The 12,045-nt window shown below is 73.7% G+C and carries 11 protein-coding genes; 4 read left to right on the top strand and 7 right to left on the bottom strand.

Annotation, left to right across the window (positions count from 1 at the left end):
• The first annotated feature begins 107 nt into the window (after window positions 1–107).
• The 3 genes from FB388_RS20115 (at window position 108) to FB388_RS20105 (ending at window position 1,952) form a co-directional block, all read left to right on the top strand.
• The gene (locus tag FB388_RS20115; protein ID WP_142103753.1) at window positions 108–1,358 is read left to right on the top strand and encodes an MFS transporter; all 1,251 of its coding nucleotides are present in this window, start codon (window positions 108–110) and stop codon (window positions 1,356–1,358) included.
• A gap of 148 nt (window positions 1,359–1,506) precedes the next feature.
• Window positions 1,507–1,734 carry a CBS domain-containing protein gene (locus FB388_RS41225; RefSeq protein WP_142103752.1) on the top strand — a complete coding sequence of 76 codons (228 nt, stop codon included), beginning with the start codon at window positions 1,507–1,509 and terminating at the stop codon, window positions 1,732–1,734.
• Entirely contained in the window at window positions 1,665–1,952 is a 288-nt protein-coding gene (locus tag FB388_RS20105) for a CBS domain-containing protein (RefSeq protein WP_246122208.1), read from the top strand. Before FB388_RS41225 ends, FB388_RS20105 begins: the two co-directional genes overlap by 70 nt.
• Before the next feature lie 36 nt (window positions 1,953–1,988).
• Here the strand turns inward: FB388_RS20105 and sulP are convergent, their stop codons facing one another.
• Window positions 1,989–3,707 (bottom strand): sulfate permease, encoded by a 1,719-nt coding sequence (gene sulP, locus FB388_RS20100; RefSeq protein ID WP_142103748.1) that lies wholly within the window; start codon window positions 3,705–3,707, stop codon window positions 1,989–1,991.
• A gap of 212 nt (window positions 3,708–3,919) precedes the next feature.
• On the opposite strand from sulP, the gene FB388_RS20095 reads away from it, so the two are divergent.
• A complete protein-coding gene (locus FB388_RS20095; protein WP_142103747.1) occupies window positions 3,920–4,828 on the top strand; it encodes a universal stress protein in 909 nt (302 codons plus the stop codon).
• A gap of 113 nt (window positions 4,829–4,941) precedes the next feature.
• On the opposite strand, the gene FB388_RS20090 is transcribed toward FB388_RS20095, so the two are convergent.
• From FB388_RS20090 to FB388_RS20065, 6 genes are read right to left on the bottom strand one after another with little or no spacing between them, the layout of a single operon-like run.
• A complete protein-coding gene (locus FB388_RS20090; RefSeq protein ID WP_142103745.1) occupies window positions 4,942–6,450 on the bottom strand; it encodes a hydrogenase large subunit in 1,509 nt (502 codons plus the stop codon).
• Window positions 6,447–7,925, bottom strand: a complete 1,479-nt coding sequence (locus tag FB388_RS20085) for a proton-conducting transporter transmembrane domain-containing protein (RefSeq protein WP_142103744.1) — start codon at window positions 7,923–7,925, stop codon at window positions 6,447–6,449. Before FB388_RS20085 ends, FB388_RS20090 begins: the two co-directional genes overlap by 4 nt.
• On the bottom strand, window positions 7,925–8,572 hold the full coding sequence (locus FB388_RS20080; RefSeq protein WP_142106137.1) for a hypothetical protein: 648 nt from the start codon (window positions 8,570–8,572) through the stop codon (window positions 7,925–7,927). The genes FB388_RS20085 and FB388_RS20080 overlap by 1 nt, the downstream gene beginning before the upstream one ends.
• Window positions 8,573–8,574: 2 nt before the next feature.
• Complete coding sequence (locus FB388_RS20075) at window positions 8,575–9,522, bottom strand: respiratory chain complex I subunit 1 family protein (protein ID WP_142103743.1); 948 nt, start codon at window positions 9,520–9,522, stop codon at window positions 8,575–8,577.
• Entirely contained in the window at window positions 9,519–11,567 is a 2,049-nt protein-coding gene (locus tag FB388_RS20070) for a proton-conducting transporter transmembrane domain-containing protein (RefSeq protein WP_142103741.1), read from the bottom strand. Before FB388_RS20070 ends, FB388_RS20075 begins: the two co-directional genes overlap by 4 nt.
• A complete protein-coding gene (locus FB388_RS20065) occupies window positions 11,564–12,043 on the bottom strand; it encodes an NADH-quinone oxidoreductase subunit B family protein (RefSeq protein ID WP_211362122.1) in 480 nt (159 codons plus the stop codon). Before FB388_RS20065 ends, FB388_RS20070 begins: the two co-directional genes overlap by 4 nt.
• Between the last annotated feature and the right edge of the window lie 2 nt (window positions 12,044–12,045).

Genomic DNA, 12,045 nt, shown 5'->3' with positions numbered 1-12,045 from the left:
GAACTCGGTCGCAACGACCCTGTCCCGCGTCGGGCTCCCGTGACGCAATCGGGTGCGAGGGCGAGGCTCGGGCAGCCGGCCACGCGGGAGGAGACGGAGGAACACCGATGGCCGAACGTGACTCGCGGGCGGACCCGCCCACGCGTTCCCGGGGAGAACGGCTGCCGGGCGGGCCGGGCGGTGGTGGGGCCGGCAGGGCGCTGGCGTTGTCGACGGCAGGTTTCGCGGTGACGTTCTGGGCGTGGGCGCTGCTCTCACCGCTGGGGGCGACCCTGCGCGAGCAGCTCTCGCTCACCGCGTTCCAGCAGTCGCTGCTGGTGGCCGTGCCGGTCATCGTCGGTTCGCTGGGCCGGATCCCGGTCGGTGCTCTCACCGACCGGCTGGGGGCGCGCCGGATGTTCCCGACCGTCGCCCTCCTGACCGTGCTGCCGGTCCTCTACCTCGGGCACTTCGCCGACTCACTGGCCGGCTATCTCGTCGGTGGGTTCTTCCTCGGCCTCGGCGGCACCACGTTCGCCATCGGCGTCCCGTTCGTGAACTCCTGGTACCCGCCGGAGCGGCGCGGTCTCGCCCTCGGCGTCTTCGGCGCCGGGATGGGCGGAACGGCGATCTCGGCGTTCTCCACCGTGCAGCTCGCGGCCGCGTTCGGGACGAACTTCCCCTTCGACCTGGTCGCGGTCGTGCTCGTGGTATTCGCGGCGATCGCCTTCCTGCTGCTGCGCGACCCCCCCGACCGGCCGGTCCCGTCGGGGTCGGTGCTCGCCCGGCTCGCTGCCGCGCTGCGGATGCCGGTGGCGCTGCAGCTGTCCTTCCTCTACGCCGTGGCGTTCGGCGGGTTCGTGGCGTTCAGCGTCTACCTGCCCTCTTACCTGACCACCGCTTTCGGGCTGGAGCGCGGCGACGCCGCGCTGCGCACCGCGGGGTTCGTGGTGCTGGCGGTCGCGATGCGGCCGGTGGGCGGCTGGCTCTGCGACCACTACGACCCGGTTCGGGTGCTGACGGGCTCCTACGTCGTGGTGACCGGGCTGGCCGTCCTGGCCGCGGTCGAGTTGCCGCTCATCCCGGTCGGGACCGTCGCCTTCCTCGGACTCGCCGCCGCTCTCGGTGTCGGTACCGGTGCCGTGTTCGCCCTCGTCGCGCGGCTGGTCGAGCCGGAGCGGGTCGGTGCGGTGACCGGCCTCGTCGGCGCCGCCGGTGGGCTCGGTGGCTTCTTCCCGCCGCTGGTGATGGGCCTGACCTACGGGGTCTTCGACGACTACTCGCTCGGGTACGTGTTGCTCGCGCTCACCGCGGCCGCCGCAGGCGCGCTCACCATCACCGGTGTGCGTGCGCGCGTTCGGGCCGGTACTCCTCGGTGATCGTTCACCTGGGACCGGGTGACGCAGGTCCCCGGAGTCCCGAGCGCTGTCGGGTCCTCACCGGGTCCATCGCCTCTGGGGCAGGGGCAAGGCGCTGGCAGACCCTGGTCGCTCGGAGCGGTGGGTCCGCGCAACCGAGGAGGCGGTCATGAAGGCACGCGATGTGATGAGCAGCCCGGTGATCTTCCTGAGGCCGCGCGTGCCGGCCGATGTCGCAGCGGCATTGCTGGTCGCGCACGGGTACACCGCTGCGCCGGTGGTGGACGACGACGGTCTCGTCGTGGGATCGCGACCGAGGCGGACCTGGTGCGTGGCCGGTTCGTCCCGGACGGCTGGACCGCGGACGAGCGGCCGGAGCCGGCGGTGGCGGACGTGATGACGCATGCGCCCGTCTGCATGGGGCCCGACGACGACCTCGCCGACGTGGTGTCGGCGATGCTCGACGCCGGGATCAGGTCCATCCCGATCACCGAGGACGGCCGCTTGGTGGGCATCGTCTCCCGCCGGGACGTGCTGCGCGTGGTGGCACGGGGCGACGCCGCGTCGCTGCGGGGGCAGCGGCACGTTCCCGGCCGTGACCGGGTCGTTCGCTGACGACAGCCGCCGACACCGGCGCTGGTGTCGCGGCTGTCAGGACGGGTCTGCCGGGGTGGGGGCCTGTGCTTCGCGGAAGGCGGCAACGGCCGTGGGGAGCGTCGGGAAGATCCGGTCGTCGCCGATCCGCTCGCGCAGCCCGCTCCCGTCCAGGTAGACGAGCAGGTCCTGCTTGACGCGTGCGAGTGCGGGCACCACGCCGCGACGGTGGAGCTCATCGCAGAGCGCGTGGAGCGCGTCGGCAGCGGTGACGTCGAGCTCGATGATGGCCTCGGTGTTGAGCACCAGCCACTCGGCGGGCGGATCGGCGGTGTCGACGGCGGCGAGTGCGCGGCGCCGGAAGTCCTCGGCGTTGGCGAAGCACAGCGGGGCGTCGTACCGGTAGACGACGAGCCCCGGCTCGGTCGTCGCGTCCGGGTAGTCGTCGACGTCGTGCATCCCGGCGAGGCCGGGGACGAAGCCGAGGATGCCGTCGTGGGGGCGGGAGACCTTGCGCAGCAGGTCGAGGATCGACAGTCCCACGGCGGCGAGCACCCCGTAGAGGACGCCGACGGTCAGGACCGCGGCGGCGCTGACGAGGGCGAGGGCCAGCTCGGAGCGGCGGAAGCGGGCGAACCGGCGGAACTCGGCGACGTCGATCAAGCGTAGGGCTGCGTACACGACCAGAGCGCCCAAGGCCGCCATCGGGAACGTGGCCAGAACCGGTCCGCCGACGACGAGCACGACCAGGACCGCGAGCACCGTGATGACCGAGCTCAGCTGGCTGCGCGCGCCCAACGAGTCGCCGATCGCCGTTCGACTGCCGCTGCTGCTGACCGGAAAGCCGTGCAGCAGACCCGACGCGACGTTCGCCCCTCCGAGCGCGAGCATCTCCTGGTTCGCATCGACCGGGTAACCGCCTTTCGTCGCGAAGGCACGGCCGGTGAGGACGTTGTCGGAGTAGGCAACGATCGTGACGCCGAGCGCCGGGAGCAGCAGGTTCGCGAGGTCCGCGGCGCTGACCGCAGGTAGCGCAGGAACGGGTAGTCCGCTCGGCACCGCCCCGACGACCTGCACCCCGAGGCGGTCGAGCGACAGCAGCGCGGTGCCGGCGGCGGCCAGCAGCACCGCGAGCAGGGGGCCGGGCACGCGCGGGAGCAGCGCCCCGACCGCGAGCAGGAAGGCGAGGACGGCGATCGACAGCACGAGCGTCGGAACGTGCACCTCACCGATGCCGCCGACGAAGGAGACCAGCTCCGCCAGGAAGGTGTCGCCCTCGGTGGGAACGCCGGTCACGTTCTCGAGCTGGCCGGAGATCATGATCAGGGCGATCCCGGCGAGGTAGCCGACCAGCACCGGGCGTGAGAGCAGGTCGGCGAGGAAGCCCAGCCGGGCCGTGCGCCCGAGCAGGCAGATGCCACCCACCAGCAGGGCGAGCGCGGCGGCGAGGGCGGCGTAGCGGTGCGGATCGCCTGCGGCGAGCGGTGCGATGGTGATCGCGGTCATCAACGCCGTGGTGGACTCGGGGCCCACCGACAGCTGGCGCGACGATCCGAGGACGGCGTACACCGCCAGCGCGGCGGCCGCGGCCCACAGACCCGTCACCGGAGCGAGCCCCGCGACCTGCGCGTACGCGAGCACTTGGGGTACGAGATAGGCGGCAACGGTGATCCCGGCGACGGTGTCGGCCCGCACGCCCGGGCGGTCGCCGTGACGGATGGCCGCCAGTCCCGGCCGCAGCCCCGTACCGATACCGGACCAGCGGGGTGCGCTCATCGCTCAATCGTCGGGCCGCGGCGCCGTGCCGTCCACGGTCCTTCAAGCCCCGCCGACTCAGGACCAAGGGCCTTCCGGCGAACGATCTGGACATGGCGGAACGTCCGGCGGTGGCTGCGGGCAGCAACCTGCCCGGGTACGGGCCCAACGGCCCGCGATCCAGGGCCGGGTGCACCTGCCCGAGCGCCCCGACAAAGGGGAGCGTCGTCAGCATGGATGCACACAGCGGTCGAACCGTGGTGGTCGGGATCGACGGGTCGGAGAGCGCCTTGCGCGCGGTGCGCTGGGCATCGGCGGAAGCCGCCCGGCGCAGGATCCCCCTGCGCGTGGTGATGGCCTTCGACTGGACCCAGAACCACGCGATCGGCGAGATCCAGCTCGGGGCGAGCTACCGGGACATCATGCTGAACCAGGCGCGGCGCAACCTCGCCGACGCGACCGCAGTCGCTGCACGCGCGGTCGAAGGGATCGAGGTGGAGAACCAGCTCGTCGCCGGGTTCCCGATCGCCGTGCTCGCCGCCGAGTCCGAGCAGGCCCAGCTGGTGGTGATCGGCGATCGCGGGCTCGGGGGCGTGTCGGGGCTCCTGCTGGGCTCCGTCGCTGCCGGCCTGGGTGCGCACGCGAAATCTCCGCTGGTCGTCGTCCGCGGGGACGACGCAGACCCCGATCCCGCGGCGCCGGTCGTCGTCGGCGTGGACGGATCCCCGCTCAGCGAGGCTGCTGTGGCGTACGCGTACGAGGCCGCGGCTGCGCGCGGGGTGCCCCTGGTGGCCGTGCACACGTGGAGCGAGGTGGTCGGCGACCTCGATGTGGCCCCCCTGCTGGACTGGGACGCCCTCGAGACCGAGGAACGCGAAGTACTGGCCGAACGGCTCGCCGGATGGGGCGAGAAGTACCCCGACGTGCCCTTGCAGCGGATCGTCACGAAGGATCGGCCGGCCCATGCGCTGGTCGAGCAGTCCCGGCGCGCCCAGCTCGTCGTCGTCGGTTCGCGGGGACGCGGCGGTTTCAAAGGGCTGCTGCTCGGTTCGGTCAGCCACGCCGTGCTGCACCGCTCGCACTGCCCCGTCGCCGTCGTCCGCTCCGACACCGGGAACTCCGGCACCGGAAAAGATGCCTGACCCCACCGGGTCGCCGCTGAACCAGGCGCGAGCGGAACTCGGTCCGCCGTCCGCCGGTGCTCCGCCGCTCCGTCGGGGGTGTGCGGGCACGCGACCGGCCGAGACGGCGTCGTTCAGAGGTCGTTGCCGGCGTAGGAGAGGTTGAAGCTCTTGTTGACCAGCGGGAAGTCGGGAACGATCGTGTCGGCGAGTGCGACCGGCAGGGCGGGCCAGTTGAAGAAGCTCGGGTCCACGATCTTGAGCCGGGTCAGGGTGCCGTCCGCGGCGAGCTCCACGCGGTGCACGATCGTGCCGCGCCAGCCCTCGACGATGCCCACCCCCGATCGCGGCGTCGCGGTCGCGGGCACCGCCGACGCCGCGATCGGGGGCACGGCGCCGAGGTGGTCGACGAGCACCGTGATCATGCCGGCCGACTCGGCGATCTCCTCGGCCCGCAGGCAGAAGCGGGCGAGGACGTCCCCGCCCGTGTGCTGGTGCGCGGGGCGGGAGAACACCGTGGCTAGTGCGGGGTGGTCGTGGCGGGCGTCGACGTCGAGGCCGCTCGCGCGGGCCACGTAGCCGAGCGTGCCGAGATCGGCGGCCTGCTCGCGGGTGAGCACGGCGGTGCCGGTGAACCGGTCGCGCACCACGCTGTGCCCGAGGGCGAGGTCGACGACGTCCTCCACGTCCGCGGCTAGAGCCGCGAGCTCGGCCGGGTCGGGCAGCCGGGTGACCGTGGCGCCGCCGATGCCGATCGCGCCGCGGAGCAGCCGGTGCCCGGTGACGTCCTCGTTCAGGCGGAGCAGCCGTTCGCGGATGCGGCCGGCGTGGGAGTTGAGCACGGAGTGGCCGACGTCGTTGCAGAGGGCTCCGATGTCGGCGATGTGGTTGTAGAGCCGCTCGAGCTCGACGACGATCGCGCGCAGCCGGCAGGTGTCCTCGTCGACGGTGATCCCGAGCGCGTCCTCGACGGCCTGGCAGAACGCCAGCGTGTGACCGGCGGTGGTGTCGCCGCTGACCCGCTCGGCCACCGGGAGCGCGTCGGTGGGTCGGCGGCCCTGCACGAGCTTCTCGACGCCGCGGTGCACGAACCAGAGGCGGGCTTTGAGCTTGAGGATGGTCTCGCCCACCACGGAGAAGCGGAAGTGCCCGGGTCCGATCATGCCTGCGTGCACCGGGCCGACCGGGATCTCGTAGACGCCCGGGCCCTCCACGGTGCGGAACGGATAGGGGCCGTCGACGTCGCCGAAGGTCGGGGCGGGGCCGGCGTCGGCGAGCATCGGGTACCAGCCCTGCGGCCAGTGGAAGTGCCGGACGAGTCGGCGGGGGAGCGGGTGCCCGTCGGGCACGATGCCGAACAGGTCGCGCATCTCACGCTCGAAGCGGCCGGCCGGGAACGACAGCGCGGCGAGGCTCGGCACGTTCGGGTGTGCCGGGTCGAGGGGCACGTGGAGCTCGGTGCGGCCACCCGTGCGCGCCTCGGTGAACAGGTACACGGCGCGCAGCCCCGCCCCGGCGGGGCGGTCGTCGTGGCCGGCGACCAGTGCGAGCCGCGCACCGCCGGCGAGCAGCTCCGCCGCCCGGGCGGGCAGGTCGTCGGGGTCGATGGTCGTGGTGACGGTCGAGGTGGTGGTGGAGGTCATGGGGTGCCCCCGAGGGTTGCGGCCGCGTGCTCGAGCAGGACGGTCAACGGCCCGGTGGTCGTGCCCAGCACCGCGCATCCGACGATCCCGATGATCAGGGCAGTCGCGGTACAGCGGGGGAGTGGCCGGGGGGCCGGGGCCGCGCCGGGCCCCTCCGGTGCGGTCCCGAGGAGCATCCGGCCGGTGTGGGTGACGAGCGCGGCGCCGATGACCACGACGAGCGCCGTCGCGGCGGCCGTCGCCCAGCCGATGCCGGCGGCGAACCCGGCGCGGACGATCCCGAGCTCGCTCGCGAACAGGCTGAACGGGGGCAGCCCGAGCAACGCGAGGACCCCCGCACCGACGGCACCGGCGAGGGCCGGTTGGCGGGTGGCGAGGCCGCGGACCCCGTCGATGCGGCTGGTGCCGGTCGTCTGCAGGATCCGGCCGGCACCGAGGAACAGCACGCTCTTGGCCAGGCCGTGGCCGAGGACGTGCAGCAGGACGGCCGCGGTGGCGAGCGGGCCGCCCGCCGCGGCGCCGAGTGCGAGCAGGCCCATGTGCTCGATGCTGGAATAGGCGAGCATCCGCTTGTAGTCCCGCTGCGCGATGAGCAGCGAGGCCGCCACCAGCAGCGACGCGAGCGCGGCCGCGATCAGCAGCGCACGGGCGAACCCGGCGCCCAGCGCGCCGTCGGCGATCACCTTGACCCGCAGCACCGCGTAGAACGCCACCGAGAGCAGCACCCCCGACATCAGGGCCGACACCGGGGCGGGCGCCTGGCTGTGCGCGTCGGGCAGCCAGGCGTGCAGCGGCGCGAGGCCGGCCTTCGTGCCGAAGCCGACGATCAGCAGCACGACCGCGATCCGGGTGACCCCGGGGTCGAGCTGCGGCGCGGCGCCCGCGAGGGCGGCCCAGTCCAGGCCGGCGCCCGTGGCGGAGTGGGCGGAGGCGTGGCCCAGCACCACGATCCCCAGTAGCGCCAGCGCGATCCCGGACGAGCAGATCACGACGTACTTCCACGCGGCCTCGACCGCGGCGCGCGTGCGGCGCTGCCCGACCAGGAACGCCGTGATGATCGTTGTCGCTTCCAACGCGACCCACAGCACCCCGAGGTCGGCTGCCGTCACCGCGAGTGCCATCGCCGCGAGGAACGCCTGCACGAGCGTCGCGTGCCAGGTGGCGGTGCGGATGCTGATCCGCCGCGCGTCGAGCTCCGCGGCGAGGTGGGCGGGCGTGGCAACGGCGACGAGCACCGCGATCGCGGTGATCACGAGCAGCATGAACGCGCCGACCGCGTCGACCCGCAGCAGGCCGGCCACGGACAGCGGGCCGTTCGCGACGACCCGGCCCGCCACCAGCGCCGCGGCCAGCAGGGACAGTGCGGCCGAGACCGTGGCCACCGACGTCGTGGCGCGCCGCCAACCGGCGAGCGCGTACACCGCGGCGCCGAGCGCGGGAATCACGATCGGGGCCACCGCGAGCATGATGTCCATCAGTCGTGCAGCTCCCGCAGCTCGTCCAGGTCGGTGTCGCCGAAGGTCTCCCGCATCCGTCCGGTGAGCACCTGCAGCACCAGCACCACCAGCAGCACGTCGAGCGCCACCCCGACCTCGACGAGCAGCCCGATCCCGGATGTGGTCAGGAAGCCTGCCGCCGTGATGCCGTTGTCCATCAGGAGGAACCCGACCAGCTGTGACACCGCGTGCCGGCGGGTGACGAGGACGAGGAAGCCGATCAGCACCACCGCCACGGCGATCGGCACCGCCCGTGCAGCGGGTGAGGGTGACAGCGCCACCAGCGGTGCCGACACGGCCAGCGCCAGCAGGGTGAGCGCTGCGGCGGCCAGCAGCGACGCGGCGACGTTCAGCACGGGGCGGCTCTCCCGTTGGCCCGGTGCCGCCCCTGCGATGGCCCTGCGCAGCAGCCACGGCAGCACGCCGCCGCGCAGCACCAGCAGCCCGGCGGCCACCGCCGCGAGCTCGGCCGAACCCTCGTCCCAAGCGAGCACGGCGACCAGGCCCGCCAGCGCCACACCCTGCAGCGCGAACACCCGCACGATCACGGCGATCTCGCGCCGCCACAGCACCAGCACCGCGGTGAGCAGCAGCGCGCCCGCGGCGATGTTGAGCACCTCGACCATCGTCACGCCAGCACGAACGCGGCCGTGACCGCGAGCAGCGCGAGCAGGAACGACCCGGCCAGCAGCTCGGGCACGCGGAACAGTCGCAGCTTGGCCAGGAACACTTCGGCGGCCGCCAGCGCGCCCCCGAGCAGGCCCACCTTCACCACGAACGCGACGACTCCTACGGCGAGCGCGACGACGCCCGCGTCGGTGGCGATCCCCCAGGGCACGAACAGCGTGGCCAGCAGCCCCAGGTAGACGGCGAGCCGCAGGGCCGCGCCGAGCTCGATCAGCGCGAGGCGCGGACCTGCGTACTCCAGCACCATGGCCTCGTGCACCATCGTCAGCTCGAGGTGGGTGGCCGGGTTGTCCACGGGCAGCCGTCCGGTCTCGGCGACGATCACGATCGCGAGTGCGACCGCGGCGAGCAGGCTGGCAGGGGAGAGGACGCGCGCCGGATCGTCCACGGCGGAACCGACGATCGCGGGCAACGCGGTGGAGCCCACCGGCACCGACAACGCGAAGATCGCCACCAGTGCCGTCGGCTCGACCAGGGCCAGGATCGTGACCTCCCGGCTCGCGCCCATCCCGCCGAACGCGGTGCCGGTGTCCAGTCCGGCGAGCGCGATGACGACGGTGCCGTGCGCCAGCAGCGCGACCACCACGAACAGATCGGCCACGCCCGGCAGCGGCGACGCCACCGTGACGAACGGCGCGACCACGGCCACCACCAGTGTCATCGCCACCGTCAGCACCGGGGCGACCCGGAACATCTCGCTCGTGCCGCGCGGGGTGATCGACTCCTTGCGCAGCTGCTTGCGCAGGTCCCGCCACGGCTGCCCGACGCCCGGCCCGGCCCGGCCCTCCATGCGCGCCCTGACCTGCCGCATCAGCCCCAGCAGCAGCGGCGCCCCGCCGACGATCACAACCGCCTGCAGCAGCCCACCGGCCACGCCGAGGCCGGTCATCGGGTCACGACCAGCACGAGGAGCAACGCGCAGAGGGTGGCGAAGCCGTAGCCCAGGTAGCGGTGCACGCTGCCCGTGGCGAGGCGGCGCCCGGCCCGGCCCCATGCGGCCGCGGCGGAGAGGACCGGGGCGTAGAGGCGGGTCTCGATCCTGTCGGGCAAGCTGCGCCGATAGGCGACCGCCGCCACCAGGTAGCGCGACTCCTGGTGGTGGGTGACGTCGACGTCCTGCACCGGGTCGAGCACGTCGTCGAACACGCGTTGCAGCGGCTCGGCGAACGAGGTCGCGGTGTACTCCGTGCGCGCCGACATCGGCCCGCCGCCGCAGTCCCACGGTCGGGCTGTCCTCACCCGCCCCGCCGGCCCCACCGGCTTCCATCCCCCCGCATCGCGCCGGGCCGTCAGCAGCCGGAGTGCTCCGACCACCGTCGCGATCGCGACAGCGAGCGCGGCCGCCAGGAGCAGCGGCGACATCGCCCCCTCCACCCCGGTCAGCTCGATCGTCAGGGCCCCCAGCACCGCGGGGCGCGCGTCGAGCACGCCCGCGGCCACGCCGGCGACGCCGGGAATCACGACCGTCGGGGCGAGCGCGAGGGCGGTGCAGGCCGCCCCGGCGATGCCCATCCCCGCCAGCATCGACGGGGAGCTCTCCCGCGCCGTGGCCGCCGCGTCGCTGCGCGGGCGGGCCAGGAACCCCACCCCGAACGCCTTGACGAACGTGGCCACCGCGAGCCCGGCGGTCAACGCCACGGCGGCGACCGCGAGCGGCAGCACGATGGAGGCCACCACGTCGAGCTCCGGTGCCGTGCCCGCGCCGTGGATCAACGACTGCAGGAGCAACCACTCGCTCATGAACGCCGGCCCCGGCGGCAGCGCGGACGCCGCGAGCGCACCGAGCCCGAACGCCGCCGTCGTCGCCGGCATCACCGTGCGCAGCCCGCCCAGCGCGTCGAGGTCACGGACGCCGGTCGCGTGCACCACCGAGCCGGCTGCCAGGAACAGGAGCGTCTTGAACGCGGCGTGCGTGAGCACGTGCAGCAACGCCGCGGTGAGCGCCAGCGCGGCGAGGACGGGGTCACCCGCCGCGGCGTAGAGCCCGCTCGCGCCGACCCCGACCAGCACCAGGCCCATGTTCTCGGTCGTCGAGTAGCCCAGCAGCCGCTTGAGATCGGTGCGGACGGCGGCCTGCAGGATCCCGTACACAGCCGAGGCGGCCCCGATCACCAGCACCGCGAGCCACCACCAGCCCGGTCCGCCGCCGAGCAGGTCGAACCCGACCCGGACGATCCCGTACGCGCCGAGGTTGACCATCGCCGCGGACATCAACGCCGACACGTGGCTCGGCGCCTCCGGGTGGGCGCGGGGGAGCCAGGCGTGCAGCGGCAGGATCCCCGCCTTGGACCCGAACCCGACCAGGCACAGCACGAAACCCAGCCCGGCCACCGCGGGCGGGTGCTCCGCGGCGCGGATGGCGCCGAAGGAGCCGTCGTCGACGACCAGCACCAGCAGTCCGATCAGGAGCGCGACGAACCCGAGGTGGGTCATCACCGCATACCAGCGGCCGGCCGTCACCACATCGGCGTGCCGCCCGTGCTCGGCGAGCACGAGCAGCAGCGAGGTCAGCGCCATCAGCTCCCAGAAGAGCAGTAGCGTGCCGATGCTCCCGGCGGCCGGCACGAGCAGCACGGACAGCACGAAGAGCGGCGCGGTGGCCTGCACGACCCGGCCGTCGAGCCCGTGGCGGGTGTAGCCGACCCCGTACACCCCCGCCGCCACCGCGACGGCCCCGGCAACGGCGATGAACAGCCCGCTCAGGCCGTCGATCGCGAGCTCGACCCCCGAGAGCGGCAGGAGCCACGGGAGCGAAGCCGACCACGTCTCGCCGCCCATCGCCGTCACCCCGGCGACGGTCCCGAACGCGCCGGTGCCGACCACGCTCGCTCCCGCCACGGCGGGCCGGATCCTGCGCGGCACGACGGTGGTCGCGAGCGCACCTGAGAGCCCGACGGCGACCGCGGCGACGAGCCCGAGTTGCACCGGGTTCATCGGCCGGTCAGCGTTCGCACCGCCTCGACGATCGCCTCCGGTCGCGGCGGGCACCCGGCCACCTCCGCGTCCACCGGCACGATCTCCCGCACCGGCCCGACCACGCCGTACGCCCCCGCGAACACGCCGCAGTCGCAGGCGCAGTCGCCCACGGCCACCACGACCCGTGGCCGCGGCACCGCCTCGAACGTCCTTCGCAGCGGTTCGGCCATGTTCCGCGTGACGGGGCCGGTGACCAGCAGCGCGTCCGCGTGCCGGGGCGAGGCCACCAGCCGGGCCCCGTACCGCTCAGCGTCGTGGACCGGCCCGAACGCCGCCCCGATCTCGATCTCACAGCCGTTGCACGAGCCCGCGTCGACGTGCCGGATCTGCACCGAGCCCTCGAAGTCTGCCGCAGCGGGGGCGGCCGTCGGAGCCGCCGGAGCGGGCTCGGCAACCCGCCCGATCGCGCGGATCGTCCGCCACAACCTCAACACAC

It is taken from the genome of Pseudonocardia cypriaca (assembly GCF_006717045.1).
GTDB lineage: Bacteria > Actinomycetota > Actinomycetes > Mycobacteriales > Pseudonocardiaceae > Pseudonocardia > Pseudonocardia cypriaca.
This window is presented reverse-complemented; position numbering and strand designations above follow the sequence as displayed.